The organism is Simiduia litorea (assembly GCF_042853465.1).
GTDB lineage: Bacteria > Pseudomonadota > Gammaproteobacteria > Pseudomonadales > Cellvibrionaceae > Simiduia > Simiduia litorea.
The window spans coordinates 2,835,953-2,857,496 of record NZ_AP031497.1 but is presented as its reverse complement, the minus strand read 5'-3'; the positions used below and the strand labels follow the sequence as shown (position 1 = coordinate 2,857,496).

At 50.6% G+C, this 21,544-nt stretch carries 20 protein-coding genes; 8 read left to right on the top strand and 12 right to left on the bottom strand.

Annotated elements, in window-relative coordinates; translation table 11 throughout:
- Positions 1 to 2 precede the first annotated feature (2 nt).
- From ACGHTT_RS12680 to ACGHTT_RS12670, 3 genes are all read left to right on the top strand, one after another.
- Entirely contained in the window at positions 3 to 746 is a 744-nt protein-coding gene (locus tag ACGHTT_RS12680; protein WP_390591021.1) for a spondin domain-containing protein, read from the top strand.
- A 166-nt stretch (positions 747 to 912) separates the two neighbouring features.
- Positions 913 to 1,647, top strand: coding sequence for a response regulator transcription factor (locus ACGHTT_RS12675; RefSeq protein ID WP_390591019.1), 735 nt, complete (start codon positions 913 to 915; stop codon positions 1,645 to 1,647).
- On the top strand, positions 1,644 to 3,122 hold the full coding sequence (locus tag ACGHTT_RS12670; protein WP_390591017.1) for an ATP-binding protein: 1,479 nt from the start codon (positions 1,644 to 1,646) through the stop codon (positions 3,120 to 3,122). The genes ACGHTT_RS12675 and ACGHTT_RS12670 overlap by 4 nt, the downstream gene beginning before the upstream one ends.
- Positions 3,123 to 3,228: 106 nt before the next feature.
- Here the strand turns inward: ACGHTT_RS12670 and ACGHTT_RS12665 are convergent, their stop codons facing one another.
- From ACGHTT_RS12665 to ACGHTT_RS12650, 4 genes are all read right to left on the bottom strand, one after another.
- A complete protein-coding gene (locus tag ACGHTT_RS12665; RefSeq protein WP_390591016.1) occupies positions 3,229 to 5,367 on the bottom strand; it encodes a PHB depolymerase family esterase in 2,139 nt (712 codons plus the stop codon).
- 179 nt (positions 5,368 to 5,546) lie between these two features.
- The gene (locus ACGHTT_RS12660; RefSeq protein ID WP_390591015.1) at positions 5,547 to 6,239 is read right to left on the bottom strand and encodes an aspartate/glutamate racemase family protein; all 693 of its coding nucleotides are present in this window, start codon (positions 6,237 to 6,239) and stop codon (positions 5,547 to 5,549) included.
- Between the two features lie 52 nt (positions 6,240 to 6,291).
- On the bottom strand, positions 6,292 to 7,200 hold the full coding sequence (locus ACGHTT_RS12655) for a hypothetical protein (protein ID WP_390591013.1): 909 nt from the start codon (positions 7,198 to 7,200) through the stop codon (positions 6,292 to 6,294).
- Between the two features lie 9 nt (positions 7,201 to 7,209).
- Positions 7,210 to 7,803: a hypothetical protein gene (locus tag ACGHTT_RS12650; RefSeq protein ID WP_390591012.1), complete on the bottom strand. Its 594-nt coding sequence runs from the start codon at positions 7,801 to 7,803 to the stop codon at positions 7,210 to 7,212.
- A gap of 49 nt (positions 7,804 to 7,852) precedes the next feature.
- Here ACGHTT_RS12650 and ACGHTT_RS12645 point away from each other — a divergent pair, with 49 nt between their 5' ends.
- Genes ACGHTT_RS12645 through ACGHTT_RS12635 form a run of 3 tightly spaced genes read left to right on the top strand, consistent with a single transcriptional unit; the run spans position 7,853 to position 9,168 of the window.
- Positions 7,853 to 8,188, top strand: a complete 336-nt coding sequence (locus tag ACGHTT_RS12645) for a DUF3088 family protein (protein ID WP_390591011.1) — start codon at positions 7,853 to 7,855, stop codon at positions 8,186 to 8,188.
- Positions 8,189 to 8,226: 38 nt separating this feature from the next.
- The gene (locus tag ACGHTT_RS12640; RefSeq protein ID WP_390591009.1) at positions 8,227 to 8,886 is read left to right on the top strand and encodes an SDR family oxidoreductase; all 660 of its coding nucleotides are present in this window, start codon (positions 8,227 to 8,229) and stop codon (positions 8,884 to 8,886) included.
- Positions 8,887 to 8,925: 39 nt separating this feature from the next.
- Entirely contained in the window at positions 8,926 to 9,168 is a 243-nt protein-coding gene (locus ACGHTT_RS12635; RefSeq protein ID WP_390591008.1) for a DUF6868 family protein, read from the top strand.
- Positions 9,169 to 9,278: 110 nt separating this feature from the next.
- On the opposite strand, the gene ACGHTT_RS12630 is transcribed toward ACGHTT_RS12635, so the two are convergent.
- From ACGHTT_RS12630 to ACGHTT_RS12610, 5 genes are all read right to left on the bottom strand, one after another.
- A complete protein-coding gene (locus ACGHTT_RS12630; RefSeq protein WP_390591007.1) occupies positions 9,279 to 10,322 on the bottom strand; it encodes a COX15/CtaA family protein in 1,044 nt (347 codons plus the stop codon).
- A gap of 59 nt (positions 10,323 to 10,381) precedes the next feature.
- On the bottom strand, positions 10,382 to 12,094 hold the full coding sequence (locus ACGHTT_RS12625; RefSeq protein ID WP_390591006.1) for an amidohydrolase: 1,713 nt from the start codon (positions 12,092 to 12,094) through the stop codon (positions 10,382 to 10,384).
- A 77-nt stretch (positions 12,095 to 12,171) separates the two neighbouring features.
- Complete coding sequence (locus tag ACGHTT_RS12620) at positions 12,172 to 12,579, bottom strand: hypothetical protein (RefSeq protein WP_390591005.1); 408 nt, start codon at positions 12,577 to 12,579, stop codon at positions 12,172 to 12,174.
- A 187-nt stretch (positions 12,580 to 12,766) separates the two neighbouring features.
- Complete coding sequence (locus ACGHTT_RS12615) at positions 12,767 to 14,839, bottom strand: S9 family peptidase (protein WP_390591003.1); 2,073 nt, start codon at positions 14,837 to 14,839, stop codon at positions 12,767 to 12,769.
- 80 nt (positions 14,840 to 14,919) lie between these two features.
- Positions 14,920 to 15,489: a GNAT family N-acetyltransferase gene (locus ACGHTT_RS12610; protein ID WP_390591002.1), complete on the bottom strand. Its 570-nt coding sequence runs from the start codon at positions 15,487 to 15,489 to the stop codon at positions 14,920 to 14,922.
- Positions 15,490 to 15,641: 152 nt separating this feature from the next.
- Here ACGHTT_RS12610 and ACGHTT_RS12605 point away from each other — a divergent pair, with 152 nt between their 5' ends.
- Both ACGHTT_RS12605 and ACGHTT_RS12600 read left to right on the top strand, forming a co-directional pair.
- Positions 15,642 to 16,406 (top strand): enoyl-CoA hydratase, encoded by a 765-nt coding sequence (locus ACGHTT_RS12605; RefSeq protein ID WP_390591001.1) that lies wholly within the window; start codon positions 15,642 to 15,644, stop codon positions 16,404 to 16,406.
- Positions 16,407 to 16,723: 317 nt separating this feature from the next.
- Positions 16,724 to 18,205: an amidase gene (locus tag ACGHTT_RS12600; RefSeq protein WP_390591000.1), complete on the top strand. Its 1,482-nt coding sequence runs from the start codon at positions 16,724 to 16,726 to the stop codon at positions 18,203 to 18,205.
- 169 nt (positions 18,206 to 18,374) lie between these two features.
- Here ACGHTT_RS12600 and ACGHTT_RS12595 read toward each other — a convergent pair whose 3' ends face one another.
- From ACGHTT_RS12595 to sppA, 3 genes are all read right to left on the bottom strand, one after another.
- Entirely contained in the window at positions 18,375 to 18,761 is a 387-nt protein-coding gene (locus tag ACGHTT_RS12595; RefSeq protein ID WP_390590999.1) for an MAPEG family protein, read from the bottom strand.
- A gap of 128 nt (positions 18,762 to 18,889) precedes the next feature.
- The gene (locus tag ACGHTT_RS12590; RefSeq protein WP_390590997.1) at positions 18,890 to 19,612 is read right to left on the bottom strand and encodes a glutamine amidotransferase-related protein; all 723 of its coding nucleotides are present in this window, start codon (positions 19,610 to 19,612) and stop codon (positions 18,890 to 18,892) included.
- A gap of 81 nt (positions 19,613 to 19,693) precedes the next feature.
- On the bottom strand, positions 19,694 to 21,538 hold the full coding sequence (sppA, locus tag ACGHTT_RS12585; protein WP_390590995.1) for a signal peptide peptidase SppA: 1,845 nt from the start codon (positions 21,536 to 21,538) through the stop codon (positions 19,694 to 19,696).
- Positions 21,539 to 21,544 lie beyond the last annotated feature (6 nt).

Sequence of the window (21,544 nt, the reverse complement as noted above, 5' to 3'; positions counted from 1 at the left end):
CTATGAATAAGCCACTAGAGTTGATAGGGCGTTGGAGTTTACTGACCTGTGCGGTTGCGCTGCTCGCGGGTTGTCCAGACAGAGATGACGATGATCCGGCGCCGGATACGGCGTTGCGCGAGTACTCGATTCAAGTGACCAACCTCACCTATGGCCAACCGGTTTCTCCCTTAGTTGCAAGCCTACACAATTCAGAGGTGCGGTTGATGAGGGTGGGAACCGCGGCCAGTGTTGCGTTGGAGCAACTGGCCGAAAGTGGTGCCAATGGGGATCTGCTTGCTCAATTAGATGCCAATGCCATGACGTTTAATAACGTCGGCGGCGCGGGTGTATTAATGCCGGGCATGAGCGAGACGGTCACGGTTAGCGCTGAGTTTGATGTGGCGCACACGGAGCCAGTGCAATTAAGTGCTGTGACCATGCTTGTTAACACCAATGACGCTATCACGGGATTTAATGGTTTGGATGTAACAAACCTAGCCGTTGGCGACTCAATCACGTTGACAACAGTGGCCTATGACGCCGGTACGGAGGCCAATAGTGAGTCGGCTGATACGGTACCCGGCCCAGCGGCAGCTGGCGGTGCGCAGGAAGGCTTTAATGCACAACGCGATGATATTCGCGATCAAGTGGCCATGCATGCTGGTGTGTTAACCAGCGATGAAGGATCGATGGGCTCGGTTTTAACTAACGTCCATCGTTTCGACAACCCAGTGTTAAGGGTTGTGGTTACCCGCATGCAATAACCGGTCGCTGCGAGATTTGTGCAGTGATATTTTTTATCACTTACGTCGCTCGGGTTGCTCAGCTTTGGTGTTTTGCCAAGGTGGCTGAGAGTGCCCCGAGCGAGTTTTTGCCTTCAATTTATACGTCTGTTTATTTGACAAAGAACCAGTATTTTAAGGACTGCCCATGAGCGCAAGCATTTTGGCTTATCCAACGCCGGAGCGACGTTTTCTCATCGTTGAAGATGAAAAAGATTTAGCCGAACTGGTTCAGCTGCAATTGCGCGACCTAGCGGGCGAGTGCATTAAGTGTCACTCGGGTAGTGAAGGTCTTGCCCTTGCTCTTGCGCAAAAATGGGATCTAATTTTACTCGATTTGCGTTTGCCAGGTATGGATGGCTTAGATGTGTGTCGCGAATTGCGCGCAAAAGGGATAACGACGCCGGTGTTAATGCTAACTTCGCGCGCCACGGAATTGGATCGCGTGCTGGGGCTGGAATTAGGTGCCGATGATTACTTGACCAAGCCATTTAGTTCACTGGAGCTGGTGGCGAGAGTCAAGGCGCTGTTGCGGCGCTCGGCCATGAATCAGGTTCCCGTGCCAAATCCAGCCGAAAGAATAGTACAGGTGGGAGATATTTTGGTTGATAGCCAGCAGCGTCGGGTAGAAGTGCGTGGTGCGACGGTAGATTGCACCGCGAAGGAGTTTGACCTGCTATGTTATTTTGTGAGTAATCCCGGCAAGGTTTTTCGACGCATGGATCTGTTGCAAGACGTATGGGGCTACGGTCACGATGGTTACGAGCACACTGTTAACAGCCACATCAATCGATTGCGCGCCAAAATTGAATCTGACCCTTCACAGCCAAAATATATTCTGACCGTGTGGGGAGTGGGTTATAAGTTTCAGGAGGCGCTATGATCTGGCGAGCGTGGAGTCTTAGAGCGCGACTCAGTGTGAGTTTTATGTTGTTGTTCTGCTTGATTGGCTTGAGTTACGTCTCGCTAATTTTTTGGAGCAGTGATCGGTATTACGATGAGATTACCCAAAAGCTAAACCGTAGCCTCGCGATGTATATCGTTAATCGCGCGCCACTCATCGAGCAGGGCGTGGTTAACGAAGCGGCAATGCAAGAGTTGGCCGGTTTAGTTATGGTGGTAAATCCCATTGTTGAAGTGTACTTACTGGATGCCGACGGACGCATTGTGTCCCAAGGTGTTCCCGCCGAGTCGATTAAGCGACATCAGGTTGCCTTGCCGCCGTTACAACGCTGGTTGGCAGAGCCCGAAGCGTCAGCGGTTTTAGGCACGGACCCGCGGACTGACAGCGGAGAAAAAATATTTTCGGTATTTCCCGTCGGCGCAGTCGCGGCGCCAGAAGGTTATTTGTATGTCATTCTCGGGGGCGAGCGCTACAGCACCTTAAGTGATTCACTGAAGGGTAGTTATTCATTGCAGTTGGCTGCTGGCGCGATATTCGCCTTGTTAAGCTTCGGTGTAGCGGTGGGTTTTTTGATCTTTAGTAGTCTGACTAAACCGCTCAGGCAATTATCTTTAGCGATGCATAAATTTGCGCGGGCACAACAACTTGTTCCCGCCGCTAAAGAAAATACGCTGTCCCTTGGGCGCGACGAAATAGCTCATATGAGTCAAGCTTTTAATGCCATGCAACGTCGAATTGAGGCGCAAATGCACAGCCTGGAAGAAACCGATCGGTTGCGTAGAGAGTTGATCTCCAATGTGTCACACGATTTACGCACACCGCTGGCATCCATGCAGGGTTATTTAGAGGTTTTGAGTTTACCTAGCCAAAAGCTGACCGAGGCAGAGCGATCTCGATATTTATCCACGGCGTTTAAACATTGCCAGCGCTTGGGGCGCCTCATTAGCGAGCTATTTGAGTTGAGCAAGTTGGATGCTGGTCGAATTACCCCTAAGTTGGAGCGTTTTTCTTTGGCGGAACTGCTTCAAGATGTGATGCAAAAATTCGAATTAAAAGCAAAGGATCGACATATTGATCTGGTCTTTCAAGTAGATGGTGGATTATTTCAAGTGGACGCCGATATTGCCCTGATTGAGCGGGTGTTGGAAAACTTAGTGGAAAATGCGCTGCGCTATACGCCTTCCGGTGGCAAGGTAACGCTGGGTTTGAAGTCTGGTGTTGCCAATATTCATGTGAGCGTTGCCGATACCGGTATCGGTGTGAGCCAAGATGAATTACCAAAATTGTTTGATCGCTATTACCGTGGTACAAGACCCAATGTGGAATCTGAGCAAGGCACGGGGCTGGGCTTAGCTATTGTTAAGCGGATTTTAGATTTGCATGGCTGCAGCATTCAAGTGACGTCGCGCCTAGGCCAGGGTAGTTGTTTCGCATTTATGTTGCAGGCCGCATAACCTTAGCAGGTTGTGAAAACGGGTCGTGATGATTGGTTGCAATAATACTGCGTTTTTGGCGTGAAACTTGGCAGACGTTTCGAGTCTGCCAAGCCTTGATCCAAAGTTAGTTTGGACAGTTACCCAGAATATAAAAACCACTGCTCGTTTGTGCGAGTGTCTTAGTTACAAATATATTGTATAGGCCTATATTGGTTCCCGAACCTTTTGCGTAAACGTAGCCGCCGCTAGTGGTGGCTCTATTGCCCTGCACGTGAGCGTAGTTGCTAGACGTGGTTTGCGTGCACTGAAAGTCGCCATTCGGGGTGCTGTCACAGGCGTCACCTACACCATCGGCATCGCTATCGAGTTGATTGCTGTTGGCGATGTTGGGGCAATTATCTTGGCTATCGGCAACGCCGTCGTTATCGGTATCTGTCGGTTGCTGCTCGCCGTTAGGTGTACTGTCGCAGGCATTGCCGAGGCCGTCAGCGTCATTATCTTGCTGATTGGCATTGGCGATGAGCGGGCAATTATCGACCTCGTCGGCGATGCCATCGCCATCGGTATCGGTAGGTGTGTTACTGCAGGTTTGCGCCGGCCCTGCACAGGAGGCTTGGCCATCGGCAACCCATTGACATTGACTGCTGCCGGCGCTGGTTTCGCGCATGGTGAAGGGGTTGGTGCCGAAGGCTAAGTAGCAGGCTGAATAACCATTGCCCCAGGTGATATGCCCCAAGTTTATGTGATGGTTATAGTCGCCGGTGGAGCCAGCATCAATGGTAAAGCTGATACTGGCTTGCGTGCTCAGGCCGCTTGAATCTGTGGCCGTGACAGTGGCAGTTTGGGCACCGCCAGCTAAGGCGCAGGTTTGGGCGCTAAAGTTTGTGCCGTTAATTGCGGCGCTTAGGGTTTGCTGGCTAAAGCTCACCTGCACGTGTGTAAGGTTGTTGTTGATGTCAAACACATCGCCAGCAACGGTGGCGCATTGGCCGCTCACTTGAGCCGTGATGTTCTGCAAGGTGGGTGCCGCAGCTGCGGGTTCCGGGCCGACGCGTTGGGTTTTCTGAGTCATGATGCTGGTGGCGCCCTCGGTATCGGTGGCGGTTACTGAAACGCTGTACAGGCCATTGCTGAAGCCACTTTGGTTGACACTGAAATGACCACTCCCATCAACTTGTGTGTGTCGATTTATCGCGTTCGCGGTGCTGTCTAGCCGTTTGAATTCTATGTTGATAGCCGACACACTCGTTTCAGCATCCTCGGCATCGCCATCCACAAGAATCCAATCTTGGCTGCTACTGGTGATGACATTGCTCAAGGTTGGCGCTTGGTTACGGCTGACCCGCTTATTATTATTTTTAAAAAATTCGCCTAAATAACTGGCGTAATTAATACTCGCGCTGCCAATGTAGCTGCCGGAAGCGCCTGCGCCGCCCGACCAGGCGTGATCTAGACCATTGAGCCAAAGCATAGAGACACGGCCGTCGGTCCATAGTGTTTGATCCGCGGTGCGTGTACCTTCGCTAATCACTTGACTGCCACTAAGTTGGTTGACCCCATAGACGCCAGCCATACCGCTGGCATTTTGTTGGTTGTAGCAGGTGTTAACTGTGGTGTCGGCATCGCCGTGAGCGATAGAGGTAATTTGGGTGGCGAAATGACTGGCATAACTGCCGGCGTAAGTGTTACAGCGCGATGTTACATTGGCGCTCTCACAGGTCGAAATCGCGCCACTGGAACTGGTGCCAATACTTGGCCCCGCGCTAATGCCCATGCCGGCAAATACGTCCGGTGCTAAACAGGCCGTGGTATTTGCGAAAGCAGCGCCAGAGGATAATCCTGCTATGTAAACTTGTTTGCTATCGATATTGCGGTTGGCGTCACTCGATAAGGTGGTGGCAAGGCTAATGAGGTTTTTGTAATCCTTGTGGCTGCGAGATTTTGTATTGTCCCAGTAATGCCAACAACTGAAACCGGATTTGTTCATCGCGTCGGGTACGGCAATCACAAGTCCGTAGGTTTCTGCAGCGGTTTCGAGCTTGGCTGTTTTGAACGCATCAATACTCTGGGTGCAGCCATGTAATACAATAAGCAAGCCTTTACCTTGACCGATACTTGATACGCTATCGGGAGTATAAATGTGGACCTTATTGAAACCGCCAACGCTGGCGTTGTTTTGCCAACTGCCTGCATCGGCGTTCATGCTGAGTGCTGCGAGGGAAAAACTCAGTGGCAAGATTAACTTGCCCAGAGAGATATTCATGATTTGCTCCATTTCATTATTGTTATAGAGCGATATCCGGAAAATTCCCTGTAGGACTAGCTAAGCATCCATGAACCCTAAGTACCCAGTCATCTGCTCTTGCGGTTGTGTTTTTATTTGCACAACTACCCTAGCAGTTAAGGGTGGTTTGACCACTAGACCTTGGTATTGTGCATGCGCTAGCTCAGCGCAAAATCAACCGCGGCCATGCTGTGAATCAATGTGGTGTCGAACAGTGGAATCTGTGTGTGTTCGCGCGTGACTAATAGACCTATTTCTGTACAACCTAAGATGATTGCCTGCGCGCCATCTGCCTGTAGTCTATTCATGATGGTTAAATAGGCTGAGCGCGATGTGTCCGCGATAATACCTTTACACAACTCTTGATAAATAATGTTGTGAATGATTTCTTGCTCGCTAGCATTAGGAACCGTCACCTTTAGGGGAAAGTTGTCGGCCAGCCTTTGCTTGTAAAAATCTTGCGCCATGGTAAACGCCGTGCCCAAAAGTGCCACATGGTCCATGCCCTTAGCCACGAGTGCACGGCCCGTTGCGTCGGCAATGTGGAGCAAGGGAATATTGACGGCACATTCTATTTGTGGGGCAACTTTGTGCATGGTGTTGGTGCAAATAACAATGCAGTCGGCACCTGCTGCTTGCAGTTGTAAGGCCGCATGGGCTAATAGGTTTCCCGCCGCTTGCCAATTGTTCGCTCGCTGTAGATGTTCTACTTCGGCGAAATCTACGCTAACCATGACAATCTTGGCTGAGTGAAAAGCGCCCATTCTTCGATTAACTTCTCGATTAATGGCCGAGTAGTAGTGGCTGGTGGATTCCCAGCTCATACCGCCTATGAGTCCAATTGTTTTCATGCTATATCCCTTGTTGTAATGGGTTTTTGTCAACCTGTGTATCGCCAAGCGATTACTCTAAGCGAATATGATCCAGATACACGGTGCGAGGCTTGTCTAATCCCTGAGAGAAAATGGCTATGTTGGTTAGCTGGGCAAGATTAAGTTCCCGCGTTAACGGCGCCTGGCGAATATCATCTAGCTTGATGGCTATAGTATTCCAGCCGTTTGTTACCGTTATGGCAACGTTAAATCGATCGGTTAACGCCTGCGAACCTCGATCGTGCTCGGCATCTGAAATGCGTAAGACTAGGCGTAATGGTTCGGGCTCTGGGTTATAGATGTCCAGCATAAGTTGTTGGTAGCCAATCCAGCTGCCTAGCGGCTTATCAATACTGACGGTGGAGTACTTGGCTTTATCGAAATGTATTTTTAGGGCGTATTTTCCTTTGGACGTTATTTGGCTCGTTAGACTGGCGGGGCCAGAAATTCGGAGTAATTCCGAACGACTTTCAAAACTAGTAATCAGGGGAAAATAATAAGCGCTGGCAATTTGCAGTTGGCTCGCTTGGGCTACCGTCCATAAAAACGGTGTTAGTAACACGCCGGCGCCCAGACGTAGCAGCCAAGTGAGTCGAGAAGCGCGTTGAGTCCAGCTTAAGCCCAGCCAGAGCCCTACCAGATTAAACAATAAATCCGTATAGCTAAACTCGCGCCCTACCTGTTGTTGAATGATTTCGATCAGGGTGCCGATGATGAGTGTCACTAGCGACGCCGCTAGCCAACGTTGTGCTGAATCTAGCGCGATAAATTGTCGAACCAGAATAATACTAAAGCAAAAAAAAGCGATGTGACCGCCATTCCAAACCTGGCGATAAAGTGGCATCGCCTGCCAATCTGGGCCGCCAATAAAGAAAAACGGCAGTGTTACGAGCAGGATTGCCGTTAATCCCCAGCTGAAGGCGGGCTGGGCGTTATTCACAGTTGAGGCTCATTTAAAAATGGGATTTTGATGCGGAATAGGGGCGTATACCGCGCGGCTGGTGTTAACCTCGATATCGCCTTTTAGGTAGGTCGAGTTGATGGTCATGACGCCGCTGCTGCTCAGTTCGGCGACTGAGATGACGCTAGTAATGCCGCTTGCTTCACCGTTAACGATTTCCGTGCTGATCATCTTGTTGCCATCAAAACTGACGCTACCCTCGGTGTAAAACCCTTCGGTGGTGAAATAGTAAAAGCGCACAGAAGATTGGTTTTTATCAAAGAAAAACAGCGTCTCGCCGCCGTACTTACCCTCGTCGATAGAGTGTAGAACTCGAATGGCTCGGCCGTTTAAGGCGCGCTGCCATTGAGCGATATCGATGGCGACCTTTCCACTTTTTTCATCTTTGTATTCACCGCGATAGGTGCGATTAATAAAGGGGCGAAATTTTTCTAGCTCTGGCGCTAGGCTGGTGTGAACCAAGTGGTTTTCTGTCGCTTGTCCCTTTGCCGCTTGCTCTTTCGGTGATAGTTCTTGGGTATTTGCATGGGTAGCAAAGGCGCATAGACATACAACAGTAAAATAAAAGCTGAGTCGGTTCATGGTAATATCTCCATTTTACGGTGTGTATTATTGTAGGAACGGAAAACCAATGTCTAAACCCCAATTGTATCTACTTAAACCTGGCTATGGCACAGAAGCGAACATGTTTTGCCCAGATTGTGCGTTGATGGAAGGCTTTTTTGTTTACCATCCGCACTTAAAAGCGCAAGTCGAGTTTATTTATATTGATTTTGACCGCCCGCGAGCCGCATTGGTAGAGCTTTTAGGTGTTGAATTGCAAAATAGCCCAGCGTTGGTATTCGCCGAGGGTGATTTACCTACGGGCCTAGCTCGTTCTACACAAACCGGGCGCGCTTATATTAATGATGGCAAAGCGATTTGCCGTTGGCTGGGGCAGCAGTTTCACGGCATGGTGCCGTCTTAACAGAATTACATTGAAACCCTACATCCTTGGAGACATCTATGCACGTTGTGATTACTGGCGCAAACCGAGGTATTGGGTTGGCGCTTACGCAAGCTTATTTAGCACAGGGGCACGAGGTGTCGGCGCTTTGTCGAAAAGCTTCTGAAGCGTTAACGGCGTCCGGCGCCTCAGTTGTTGAGGGGGTTGATGTGAGCGACGCAGACACTTTAACCACACTGACCGACGCGCTAAAAGGGCAAACAATCGACATTTTGATTAATAATGCCGGCTTGTTAGCAGGCGACAGCCTAGGTCAACTCCGTTGGCAAGACATTGAGGCACAATTTGCTGTCAATGCCCTCGGCCCTTTGCGTGTTACCCATGCTCTGTTAAGTCAGCTGACATCTGGATCTAAAATAGCGCTTATCACGAGCCGTATGGGATCGGTAGCCGACAATAGTTCGGGGGGCTACTACGGCTATCGTATGTCGAAAGCAGCGCTCAATATTGCTGGCAAATCTCTCGCCGTCGATTTGGCGCCAAAAGGCATCGCCGTTGCCATTTTACATCCAGGGTTTGTACAAACGGATATGGTGGGGCATGCGGGCGATATTAGCGCTGTTGACGCAGCACAGCGTCTAGTGGCTCGCATTGCTGAAACGAACTTGGTTGATTCAGGTCAATTTCGTCATGGCAATGGTGACCCGCTGCCATGGTAGTATAAAAGTGATACAGTAAAAATAACCAAGGAGAAGACGATGACAATAGATCAATTGGCGACTTTTTTTGGCTGGAGTACTGTGATTAATTGGGCTGTTATGTGCATTTGGTTGGTGTTTATCACGGTTGCACGCGGTTTTACCTTTAGAATGCACTCGGCCATGTTTGATATCACAGAAACACAATTTCATGCCCTGCACTATGGTGGCCTAGGTTTTTATAAGCTAATGGTTTTCTTGTTTAATCTCGTGCCTTACTTGGTGTTGCGCTTTTTGATGTAATTGATCCAGCTAAACTCGATTTCATCGTGAATCGATTGGCACAGTTGGTGCTGAGTCAATAAATCAATAGGAGAAAGCGCCGCGCAATGCGGCGCTTTTTTATCGAGCTTTTAATGCATTCTCGTCCCAACCTTCACGCTATGGGCTAAAAATAACGCGCTGGAGAGCAATATAATGGCCACGCCTTGATGACTAGCCGCGAGAGCCACTGGAACATGGTTGAGTAATGTCGCAATGCCCAAGCCTACTTGCATTATGAGTGCCGAACAGAGGAGCAAAATTGCGAGTTTTACTTGCTGACTGGGGTTGCTACGCCAGAGTACAAAGCCAAGCCAGGCAATAATGATCGTGATGATGTAGGCAAGTATGCGGTGGTTAAACTGGATGGTTGTGATGTCCTCAAATGCTGCCAACCAGAAGGGTGTGGTGGCGTAAAGGTTAGCGGGTATAAAACTGTCGCCCATGAGCGGCCAAGTGGGGTAGGCTAAGCCTGCGCGTGTACCGGCGACAAAAGCCCCGGTTATAATCATGAAAAAGATTACTGCGCATAGCCCGAGCGTGCGCTTGCTAAAGACCGTGGGGTGACGGTCGCGTGTTTGCAAAAGACTTAACGCTAGCCAAAGCATGTAGGCATAGATAATAACCGCTAATCCTAGGTGAGCGGCAAGGCGATATTGACTGACACGAGGATTGTCCACCAAGCCACTCTTCACCATAAACCAGCCTAGTGCACCCTGCAGACCACCCAAGATAAATAGACCTAGTAGTGGAATGCCTAAGCCGGGCTTTATCCGCTTGCTAAACCAAAAAAATAAGAAAGGTATTAGAAATATTACCCCAATTAGTCGGCCGAGTAAGCGGTGGCTATATTCAAAATAGAAGATGGTTTTAAAGTCATCTAGCGACATGCCTTTGTTAACTTTTTGGTACTCGGGAAATTGTTTATATTGCTCAAATTCCCGCGTCCATTCGAGATTGTTCATCGGCGGCAGTGTGCCGATCACTGGCTTCCATTCAACAATGGATAGGCCCGACTCCGTGAGACGCGTGACACCGCCCAGGATAATCATGACAAAAATAGCGAGTGCGCAAAATAATAGCCACTGGGCTATACGACGATCGTTGTTGAGGGTGTTGTCTGTATGCATGGTCATGTTGGATTCTTGTTAGTACGTTCTCATTATTAGGTGTTAACGGCTTGCGACGATTGTGACTAGTGTGGCCAGCGTTTTTCGCCAGCGACCCAAGTCTCATGTACGTTGATTTTCCATAGCTGTTCGGGCTTTACCTTGTAGGGGTTTTCTTCCACAAGGATAAAATCTGCCCACTTACCTGGCTCTAATGTGCCTTGCGCTGTTTCCATATGGGCGGCCCAGGCGGCATCTCGAGTAAAAAGACTCATGGCCTCGTTGATGGTTACGGCTTCTTCAATACGCCAGCCCGGTACGGGTTGGTTATTGTGATCTTGCCGTGTGACGGCGGCGTGGATGCCAAAAAATGGATTGGCAGATTCCACAGGAAAATCTGAACCAAAGGTCATGCGGGTGCCATTGTTGAGCAGCGTGCGCCAAGCGTAGGCACCGGTCAGTCGCGCCTGTCCTAGTCTATCTTCGGCCATGTGCATATCGCTGGTGGCATGGGTGGGTTGCATAGACGCAATTAAATCCAGTTGCTCGAGGCGCGCTAAGTCTTGCGGCGCGATAACTTGAGCATGCTCTATGCGGTGGCGTAAGTTGCTATTGCCTCCGGTGTTAAACAGCGCGTCAAATGCATCCAGCACTTGCTGGTTACCACGATCGCCAATGGCGTGAACGCAGATTTGAAATTGATGGTCATCAATAAGTTTGAATTTTTCGAGCAGCGGTTCCGGTGCAGTAATATCTAAACCTTTATTATTTGGTTGGTCAGAATAGTCCGCTAACAGAGCGGCACCGCGGCTACCGAGTGCGCCATCGGCATATAATTTTACCGAGGCAATCGTTAAATAACCGGCTTCGTCGCTGTAGGCGCCCGCCTTAAGCCATTGGCTAAGATTTGCGTCGCTGCCGTCGAGCATGCCATAAACCCGAAGGGGTAGCGTTTTCTTGGCAGCTCGTTGCTTTAATACATCAATCACCGGCTGATTGATGCCCGCATCGTGCACGCCGGTGATGCCGAGTGAGAGCAGATGATCGAAACTGCGTTGTAATTGTTGATTGAGTTGTTGTTCTGTGATGGGTGGTATTTTTTTATATACCAAAGACATCGCGTTATCGATGAGCACACCGGTGGCCTTGCCTTCGCTGTCTCTGATGATTTGACCGCCTTCAGGGTTTGGCGTTGAATCATCAATGCCGGTTAACGCAAGCGCTGTTTGATTTAACCAAACAGCGTGTCCATCTACGCGCGCGAGTGCGATTGGGTTGGGCGCCTCAATGGTATTTAAACTGGCGCTGGTGGGAAATTGCTTACTGGGCCAATTGGCTTGATTCCAACCTTGTCCGAGAACCCAGGCGTTTTTATTGGGCTTTATGTTAGTTATGTAGTTTTGCACCAGTTGTACGGCCACATTTTCATTTTTACTTTCGCGCAAATCGACACTAGAGAGTAACGCCCCCAAGCCGGCCAAGTGGCCGTGCGCGTCTATTAGCCCCGGCAGCAGTATTTTCCCTTTGCCATCAATGCGTTTTGTATCCGGTTTCATTAACCGTTCGATAATCGCATTTTTGGTGCTGAGCACTTTATTGTCGCGGATGAGAATTTTGTTAAATTGACTCGGCGAGGCGCCGACCGGGGCTAAATCGGTAAAGGTATAGCCCTTGATATTTTCAATCAGTAGATCGCTGGCAAAGCTCGGAGTGCTTAGCAACGCTGCAACGAAGGTGGCACAAAGCGCGCCGCAGTTAACAAAACGCGTTATGGAGCGGGAAGATGAAAGGATGGTCATTTTAGCCCCCTATTTTTGTTATTCGCCTGCAGTGTAACAGGCAAATCACTAAGGGGGCAGTATGGAAAGATTACGGCTTAATGGAAAAATACTCGACGTTCACGCGAGCGGCGCCGGTCGGGCATGATGGCCCAGCCGCGGTGCAGTAGGCGTCTGTCGCCTGTGTTGCGCCGGTTTTGGTCGCGGCGATCGGTATAGCCATCGGGAGATGTGGATTGCACCCAGCAATCTCCGCCAAGGTTGGCGATGTAGTCGACAATTTTTTGTGCGGTTTCTGCGTCCGTATCGTGTTTTATCACCACGGGCACACCACTGGATAGTTGGCGCTTTACCGCGTCGTTAAACATAAATTTCTGCTGAAGTGCGTTGAGCAGTTCTAGGGATTTTGCGGGGTCGATGTATTTGTCGATAAACATAATATCGAGCCTAGTGTGTTTACCTTCCGGTCGTAGGCTCGAGCCGGAGGCTTGTGCAGTTAGAGGCATAGAGGGACTCCTTAGGTGGCTGCCAAGAAACATCTGGCGTTAGCTTCTGTCCATGAAACACTGTTAATACAGTCTTGGTGATTTTAGCAATATCCAAGTCTCACGAGTAAGTCTTATTAGCAATAAGTGACCGGAGAGATATAGCCGGCAATGACGTTTAAATCATCATTCCCGGCTCTTTTATCGTTTATGGCGAGTCATGAGTCGCGTTGCCTTTGTTTTCGGGCGCTGCGCTCGGGCCGCCATGTTCGGCAAACCACCAAAGAATATACGCCACTTTATTCATCATGTTGGAGGGCCTTGCGGTGATGCTGTGGCTGGCGTCGGGAATGCGCACCATGGCGGTTTCAACGCCTTGCAATTTCAACGCTTGATAAAACTGTTCTGTTTCCGACATCGGGGTTCTGTAATCCGCTTCGCCAGTCAATAACATAGTGGGCGTCGCTACATTGCCGACGTATTGAATCGGGGAGCGCTGCATATAGTGGGCGCTATCTTCCCACGGCTTTTTTGCAAACCAGTAACGGCTGAAGTAAGGGTAGGCATCGGCGGTGAGGGTAAAGCTGTACCAGTTGATAACCGGCTTTGCCACCACGGCGGCAGCAAATCGCTTGGTGTGGCCAACAATCCACGCCGTTAATACACCGCCGCCGCTGCCGCCGGTGACGAATAATCTCTGTTCGTCGATAAAGCCTTTGGCGAGTAGGGTATCGACACCGTCCATTAGATCGTTGTAGTCCTGCGACGGGTAGTTATGGTGTATGAGATTGACGAACTCGGGGCCGTAGGAGTCGCTACCCCGCGGGTTGATGTACAGGGTGACATAGCCGGCGGCGGAGAAAAGCTGCATTTCGGCGCTGAACCTTGGGCCGTAATTGGCTACCGGGCCGCCGTGAATCTCTAACATCAGTGGGTATTTTTGCTTGGCGTCGAAATCGGGTGGGTAGACGATCCAGCCTTGAATATTGCGTCCGTCGGTGCTGGCTTTAAAGTTGACCTCCTCCACCTTGCCGAGCGTGACGCGGGCGTTAAAATCTTGGTTTAGGCTGGTCAGTACTTGGGTTTTGCCGCCGTCGGTATCCATTCTGGCAATTTCAGCAGGTCTGCCAGGTAGGCTATGGGTAAATGCCAAGACATCGCCATTGACGGCAAATTGGCCACTCGCATAGGGCCTGCCTAAACTGGTGCCGCCGAGCGCGCGGGTGAGAACTTTGTGTTTACCTTTGAGCGGCTGCCAAGCAATGGCGCTATCGCCTTGGTCATCGAAGCTGAGGTACAGGCCTTTGCTGTTTTTGTGCCAGTAGTAAGTGCCAATATCGCGATCTAAGTGATCGGTGATTAGGCTTACCTTGCCGGTGGCGAGATCTTGGACGTACAAGCGCGTGACCTCGTATAGACGGTTCTTATCATCGAAGCCGGTATAGGCTAGCAATTTGCCGTTTGGCGAAATGCTCGCATGATGATCTGGCCCCTGCCGGTTGGTGAGGGCCTTGCTCTGCCCAGAGTTGAGTTCAAGTGCGTAAATCTCGCTGTTGATAACGTCGTTTTCAGGGTCTGGGGTGGCTGAAAAGTAGAGGGTTTTGCCATTCGGGCTCAGCGATAAGGGCCCAGCGTGGTCCATTTCCGCAGAGGTTAATTGGCGCGCGTGGCCGCCATTGGCGTCCATGGCGAATATCTGCTCAAAGCCCTTGGGCAGGAAACCGGCACCATCGGCGCGGTAGTAGGTGCTATCGATAAATACAGGTGCTTTCGCCCACTTGGCTTTTTCTGGCTTGCCCGGCAGCGATACTGGTGCCTTGGCTTGGGCTTTGACGAATTGGGTGAAGTAGAGCTGTTTACTGTCGGGCGACCAGGTTAGATTTGAGGCACCGTCAGTGAGTTGTGAGATCAAGGCCGTGTTGCCATTTTCCAGCCAGAGCAAATAGATCTGGTTGCTGCCATCACGGTTTGAAATATAGGCCAAGCGGGTGCCATCGGGCGATAGCCTCGGCGATCGGTCGTTGGTGAGGCCCGTGGTTAATGGTCGCATTTGGCCTGTGCGGGTATCGACTTGCCACAGATTAGAGCGCACGCGGTCTTGCTGAATGTCCATGTAGTTGCGCACAAAATAGATGGTCTTTCCGTCGGCGCTAGGTTGAGGGTCGCTGGCAAATTCCAAGTCGAAGACATCTTCTAGCGCCATCGGCTTGGCCTGCAAGGTCGGGCAAAGGCCGATAATAGCGAGGCAGGCGATGGCTGCTAGGAGGCTTTTGAGCGTCATGGGGGCTTCCTTTAAGGATATTTATGTCCCTTAATAACGGATAACTCGGGCTTGCGCTCAAACACGTCGAGGCAATGGGCTCAGTTGCGTCGGATTAGCAGCGTTGTGGGCGCATGGGGCAGGGCAATGTCAGCGCCCTTGTGGGGTACAAACTTTAATTTATGCAAGAGTGCGAGTGATGCGCTATTGGCTGGATTAACCATCGCCCAAAGAGTGCAGGGCGAGCTAAGGGAGGCAAGTACAGCGGTGGCTGCTTCATAGGCGTAGCCCTGACCTCGAGCACTAGGTAAAAAGCCGTAGCCAAGGTCAGGTTCAGGTAGGTAGGGTCGTTTTAACAGGCCACACATGCCAAGGGCCTCCTTCGAATCTGCCGCCATGACAGCATAATTGACGATGCCCGACCGTTGCCGCTCCGCCATAGGCCCGTCGCGCAGGTATTGTTGCGCTTGGGTTTGGGTTCGAATGCCTTTGTCGCCGACAAATTTTAGAAAATCTGGGTCGTTGAATATCGCCAGAATAAGCTGGTCATGCTTGATATCTAAAGGCTCCAGCCGGAGTCGAGGTGTGTGAATGTCCATGGAATTGAATGCCTGATCGGGAATGTCGAAATGGAGATCTAATGCCTGGCGCCAGCTGTGGATGTACCGCAAGCGATATTACCACTCATAATGGGCGTATATGCCAATGACCCCGCATGCCACACTGCTACACTTCGGTACCGCCCTCGTTTGCTTGGCTTGGGTTCATTTGGGCTGGAGCACAAGGCTATTTACGCAACCATATTAAGCACAAAAGGTAAGCCATGACAGAGCATATAAAAATATCCAGCGCCAATCGCATCCTACATTTGCAATTTAATCGCCCCGAGCGGAAAAATGCGATTACCCGTGATATGTACTCAGCGCTGGCTGAGGCGCTCAATCAAGCGGCGCAGGATAATGACATTCGCGTGGTGCTTTTTAGCGGTAGCGAAAACTGCTTTACGGCGGGCAACGACCTACAGGATTTTTTGGCTGGCGGCGAGTTGAATGCAGATAACCCAGTCGCGCAGTTCATGCAGGCGCTGTTTAATTTCCCCAAGCCGGTGGTGGCTGCCGTATCTGGCCCTGCTGTGGGCATCGGTACGACCTTGTTATTGCAGTGCGACCTTGTCTACGCCGATAACACGGCGAAATTTCAAATGCCCTTCGTTAATTTAGGCTTAGTGCCGGAATATGCCTCGAGCGTGTTAATCCCGCGCTTGATGGGGCAAGTAAAAGCCGCGGAACTGTTTCTGTTGGGTGAAAGTTTTGACGCCGACACCGCCTGCAGTCTTGGCATTATTAATGAACGATGTGACGATGCTTTGGCAACTGCCAGCGCCCAGGCGGCGCGCTTAGTGGCGCAGCCGCCAGCGGCGGTGCGCGCCACGAAGGCTTTAATGCGCGAACCGATGAAGCAGCAGTCCCTAGCTGTTATGGACAAGGAGTTTGCGGCCTTCGGTACTGGCCTTGCCGGTGCAGAATTTAAGGAGGCAGCAACAGCGTTTTTGGAAAAGCGCAAGCCGGATTTTTCGGCCTTTAATTAATCCTTCAGACTCAGTGCCTTGTCGAGCTACCCCATCCGCTAGTTGATGGGGTAACAATAAAAATAATCGCGACGTCGTATTGCGCTCGCTGATAGGTAGACGCGTTTATGTTCGAGGTTTTCTATCGTCACTCGTTTTTTTAAACGCAGATTGGTGTCGACGCGCCAGCAAAGCCAGCGGTTAGGCTTTAGTCATCGGCTTAACGAGGTAAAACCGTGATCTAGGTCTGCTTCATTCAGCTTTGATTTGACGGAGGTGTGAAAAACTGTGATCTTGCGCTCAGGTTTTCTTTCTTTTCCACTGACTGGGGGCAGCGCATGAAGTTTTCTGAATACTGGCAATACGATGGTCTAGGTTTGGCAGAGCTTGTTCGCAAGCGGGACGTTACCGCCTCCGAACTGTTAGATGTCGCCAGCCAGCGGCTTGATGCAGTTAACCCTCAGCTTAACGCTGTTATCCATAATTTCAAAGACGCGGCGCAGCAGCGCATCCGACAAAAAATACCCCAAGGTGTGTTCGCGGGCGTGCCTTTTATCCTCAAAGATTTATTGGATGACCTCACCGGTCAGCCCACCAGTTTCGGCACGGAACAGGTGCGTTGGTGGCCGGAAAAAAATGCCGAAATTGTTAACCGTTATCTAAAAACCGGTTTAGTGCCGTTTGCGAAATCGAATTTGCCTGAATTCGGTTTAATGATCAGCACTGAGTCAAAAGCCTTTGGTCCCGCGCACAACCCTTGGAAAATGGGACACAGCACGGGCGGCTCAAGTGGTGGCTCTGCCGCTGCCGTCGCCGCGCGCATTGTGCCAATGGCCTCAGCGAATGATGGCGGCGGTTCGATACGTTTTCCGGCAGCCTGTTGTGGCGTCTTTGGCTTGAAACCGTCTCGTGGTCGAAACCCGACCGGACCTTTTGAGGCTGAAGGTTGGGATGGCGCCATTGCTGGCCATCCGATTACCCTGTCCGTACGCGACAGTGCCGCCATGTTAGATGCGCTGTGTGGCCCTGAGCTAGGCGCGAGTTTTCTGTTACCGAAACCTAAAATGCCATTCCTGGATCAATTAAAGGTACCAATTAAACCCCTACGAATTGGTTATTCGTTGAAGCCGATGATACCTGCCTCGGTTTCGCCCGAGGCGCGCGCAGCGGTTGAGCATTCGGTTAAACTTTTGAAGAGCCTTGGTCATCAGGTGGAGGAGGCCGATCCCGCGATTGATGTCGAACAAATGTGGCAAGATTTTATGGTGGTGATCAGCGGCCATACGGCGGCAAAAGTGGCGCAAATTAAACAGATATGGGGCGCGAAAGTTGCCGCTAGTTTAGAACCGGGTACCTTGAGTGCGGCCATGCTCGGCCGATCATTCTCCAGTGCCGACGTCGCGCAGGCGAAGGAGGGATGGTACAAAGTGCGCTGTGCGATGGCCGAGTATTTAACCCGTTACGATATGTTGCTCACCCCCACATTAATTGCCGAGCCTGCCGCCCATGGTGTTATCCCGCCGAGTAAATTTGAAGCGCTGCAGATGAAGCTTGGGCATAGACTGCCGCTCGGTAAGTTACTTATGAACTCAGGCCTATTGTTTAAAATGTCTGAGCGCGTGCTTTCCCGTATGGCTTTCACCCTCATGGGTAATGTCACTGGCCTGCCGTCTATGTCTGTACCTTTGTATTGGGCGCCGAGTGGTTTGCCCTTGGGTACACAAATTACGGGCCGTTTGAATGACGAAGGGCGCCTGCTTCGCTTGGCTAAACAGCTAGAGTCCGCACAGCCATGGTTTGAGCGACGACCTTTACTTTAGGGCGTAAAAAAGTCCAATCCAATTGGTCTATTAAAAATCCCAATTTTCGATGCGTTGACTTCTCGGCACCTCGGCGGTTTTACACCGCTGAGGTTCAGATATCACAATGACAGAGCTATTAGGTCGGCTTCTAGTGACAGGTTAAAAAAACACCCCTTAGTGCGCTGATTCAGCCAATAATGTGCATCACCACACCGGCAAAACTACCTGCGATTAATGTCACGTTGCTTAAAAAGCCGATGACCATACCCAAGGTGCGCTTGCTGGGATTGTTGACGTAGGCGTAGGCATAAACTTGTCGGCCTATAATAAACAATGCGCCGGGAATGACGACCCATACGGCACTTACGAAAAGCCCAAAAGCCACCATACCGGGAATATAAATAATCAGCTGTTCAAGGGTGTTTATTTGTACTCGGTAAATGCGTTCGAATATTTCATGACCTGTGGTGCTGGGTGCTACAACACCATATTTCCCTCTAGCCATGCCCACCTGCGCGGAGAAAAGCATGTACTGCATGATGGCGATAAGGATCAGTCCGGTTGAATATTCCATAATTTGCTCACGGTTAGAGACGGTTTGTTCGACACGCTTTCATCGAGTGCCTGACGTTTTTGGCTAGCTTAGCTGATGCGGCCACACTTGTATGCCTAATTCTATCGCAGCGTTTCGGACTGTTTGCGCTATGTGTCGTTTAGCGCGGATTTGTTTCTCAATGCTGCGGTAAAAAAGGCGTCGACGATCGGGTGCAGCGTGTTGCTGAGACTCAGTCTTTCGGGCTGAAAGGCGACGCCGATAAAGAAGTTGTTGGCTTTAATTTCCAGCGCTCTCGGTTCCTTTTGGATTGAAAAGGCGGAAAAATTTAGGCCGCTGTTGTCAAAAATAGAAAGGTATTTTTTATTGATGCCGAAACTGCAGTGGTAGGCTTCACTCGCGTTCTCAGCTCGATAAATGTCCTGCAGCTTGGTGTTAGGTGCAATGATAATACCATCGTGTTTTTCCACCAGTGGGCAGACCAGTGCGGTGATCAATGGCATGCTACAGTTGGGGTCAACTTCGGCATTGTCAGCGTCCGTGTGGCCGAGTACATTGCGGGCAAACTCAAGGGCGGCGTGTTGATATCCACCACAGGTGCCGAGAAAGGGTGTGTTGGACTCTCTGGCAAAACGGATAGCCGCCAGCGCATTAGCGGTATTTCGGTAGGGGCTGGCCGGCGCACACCACAATGCTTGGTAATTGTTTAACTGATGAGTGAAATCTGTATCTGTTGCTAGCCAGTGGCCCGTTATTTTCTGCTTATGAGTTTTTGAAGGCTGTGTATTGGCGAGCTCTATAGATTGATTGATCGCCCGGTGGGCAATCACCGCATGATCAAAATCGCCAATGATGCCAATATGTAAAGTCAATTTTAAATCCCTTAAAATCGGTTGTGGAGTGTTTTTAATTAAAAAAGGCCACTTAAAAGTGGCCTTAATTTTTATCAATAGTTAGGGCGCCGTGCACTCGCTACATTTGATATAGAGCCCTCGTGGATCGTTCATTTCACTCATGATGGCGAAGGGTTTCACCAGCGGTTCAATGCTCGCTCTTAGGGAGGAGGGAACTAAACTATTGATGAGGTGTTTCGGGCCGATGCTGACGTCGTTGAGGACTTCCTGCATAAACGCTTCACCCGGCGACAAGGGTTTGGTTATTTCCTGTACATCGTAATCCGTTAGGCTGGCAAGTTCAGCCGCCGCTTTAATCGCGTCATCTAAACTACCTAACTGATCAACCAAGCCGATATCTTGCGCGGTAGCGCCGGTCCAAACGCGACCTTGGGCAATTTGGTGAATGGCCTCAGGGGTGGTGCCGCGAGATTGAGCCACCAATGCCAAAAACTCTTGATAGATATGATCGACACTCATTTGAATAACGCGCGCGGCTTTTTCTGGCAGGGCTCGATCAAAACGAATCGCGCCTGCAAGTTCTGTGGTACCCACACCGTCGGTGTGAATGCCTAACTTGGCCAGAGTTTTTTGTGCCGTGGGGAAGGCGCCAAAAACGCCAATGGAACCGGTAATGGTTGTTGGCGTCGCCCACACTTGATCGGCGCCGGCCGTCACCCAATAGCCACCGGAGGCCGCCACCGAACCCATGGAGATAACCACGGGTTTGCCGGCCTGCTTTAGCGCGACAACCTGCTGGCGAATAATCTCTGATGCAAAAGCGCTGCCGCCACCGCTATCGACACGTAACACGACGGCTTTGATTGTCTCGTCTGTACGCGCGGTTTCTAATAACGCGGCTGTAGAGTCGCCGCCAATATTACCGGCTGGTTGATCGCCGTCGACAATGGAGCCGGCCGCGACGATGAGGCCAACACTTTTGTCAAAACTGCGCTGCTCGGCATCGGTTAGGGCGAGGTAGTGGTCGGCATCGACTGCACTGTAATCTTCGCGCTCATCATCGTAGCCAAAGCGCTCTACCAGCATGTTTTTCAGTTCAATACGGGTCATGATCTTGTCGACCAATCCGGCGCTTACGGACAGTTTGGCGCTGTTGCCTTCAGCATCGGCGAGCAGTTCGTCGGCTGAGTTGATGTAATTATTGATGGCGCCGATCGGTAGACGACGTCGCTCTTCTACATGGCTTGTGTAGGTGCTCCACAACTCGTGTAACCATTGGCTATTGTGCTCGCGCGAGGCACCAGACATGTCGTTGCGGGTATAGGGTTCGATAAAGTCTTTGTATTCGCCGACGCGGAAAACGTGGAAGTCAATTTCCAATTTATCTAAAGCGTCTTTGAAGTAATTTCTGTAGCTGCCGTAACCGGTCATAAACACTGCGCCCAGCGGGTTGATGTAGATTTCATCGGCGTAGCTTGCGAGGTAGTAGGTATCTTGGCTATAGCTATCGGCGTAGGCGATGATGGGCTTTTCGCGGTTGCGAAAGTTTTCCAAGGCAACGCCTAGTTCTTCCATCTTGCTAATGCCACCGCCGACCATGTAGTTAAGGTCGAGTACCAAGGTGGTCACACGATCGTCGTCGGCGGCGCGGTTGACCGAGTCAATGACGGATTTAAGCCGTGTTTCGGTTGGGCCGCTATCATCGTTAAGCAGTCGAGACATAGGATCAACATAGGTAAGCTGATCAACCAAAAAACCTTGTGGCGTTACAAGTAAGGCTGTCTTATTTGGAATTTCAAACTTCTCTTCGCCGCTAATGGCGACCACAATAAGTACAATGATTAAAATGAAAATGACGTTGGCGAGTGATGTTCTAAGCCACGTAACCGCGCCCCAAAGGCCACCAAAAAGACGTCGCAAAAAACCGGGTTGAGCGTGAGACATTAAAGG

Excerpts from the sequence above, each read along its gene's own strand:
- ACGHTT_RS12605 (WP_390591001.1), top strand. The coding sequence starts at position 15,642 with ATGACAGAGCATATAAAAATATCCAGCGCCAATCGCATCCTACATTTG.
- ACGHTT_RS12645 (WP_390591011.1), top strand. The coding sequence starts at position 7,853 with ATGTCTAAACCCCAATTGTATCTACTTAAACCTGGCTATGGCACAGAA.
- ACGHTT_RS12615 (WP_390591003.1), bottom strand. The coding sequence starts at position 14,839 with ATGACGCTCAAAAGCCTCCTAGCAGCCATCGCCTGCCTCGCTATTATC.
- ACGHTT_RS12680 (WP_390591021.1), top strand. The coding sequence starts at position 3 with ATGAATAAGCCACTAGAGTTGATAGGGCGTTGGAGTTTACTGACCTGT.
- ACGHTT_RS12630 (WP_390591007.1), bottom strand. The coding sequence starts at position 10,322 with ATGACCATGCATACAGACAACACCCTCAACAACGATCGTCGTATAGCC.
- ACGHTT_RS12635 (WP_390591008.1), top strand. The coding sequence starts at position 8,926 with ATGACAATAGATCAATTGGCGACTTTTTTTGGCTGGAGTACTGTGATT.
- ACGHTT_RS12600 (WP_390591000.1), top strand. The coding sequence starts at position 16,724 with ATGAAGTTTTCTGAATACTGGCAATACGATGGTCTAGGTTTGGCAGAG.
- ACGHTT_RS12665 (WP_390591016.1), bottom strand. The coding sequence starts at position 5,367 with ATGAATATCTCTCTGGGCAAGTTAATCTTGCCACTGAGTTTTTCCCTC.
- ACGHTT_RS12620 (WP_390591005.1), bottom strand. The coding sequence starts at position 12,579 with ATGCCTCTAACTGCACAAGCCTCCGGCTCGAGCCTACGACCGGAAGGT.
- sppA (WP_390590995.1), bottom strand. The coding sequence starts at position 21,538 with ATGTCTCACGCTCAACCCGGTTTTTTGCGACGTCTTTTTGGTGGCCTT.
- ACGHTT_RS12670 (WP_390591017.1), top strand. The coding sequence starts at position 1,644 with ATGATCTGGCGAGCGTGGAGTCTTAGAGCGCGACTCAGTGTGAGTTTT.
- ACGHTT_RS12595 (WP_390590999.1), bottom strand. The coding sequence starts at position 18,761 with ATGGAATATTCAACCGGACTGATCCTTATCGCCATCATGCAGTACATG.
- ACGHTT_RS12675 (WP_390591019.1), top strand. The coding sequence starts at position 913 with ATGAGCGCAAGCATTTTGGCTTATCCAACGCCGGAGCGACGTTTTCTC.
- ACGHTT_RS12640 (WP_390591009.1), top strand. The coding sequence starts at position 8,227 with ATGCACGTTGTGATTACTGGCGCAAACCGAGGTATTGGGTTGGCGCTT.
- ACGHTT_RS12650 (WP_390591012.1), bottom strand. The coding sequence starts at position 7,803 with ATGAACCGACTCAGCTTTTATTTTACTGTTGTATGTCTATGCGCCTTT.
- ACGHTT_RS12625 (WP_390591006.1), bottom strand. The coding sequence starts at position 12,094 with ATGACCATCCTTTCATCTTCCCGCTCCATAACGCGTTTTGTTAACTGC.
- ACGHTT_RS12660 (WP_390591015.1), bottom strand. The coding sequence starts at position 6,239 with ATGAAAACAATTGGACTCATAGGCGGTATGAGCTGGGAATCCACCAGC.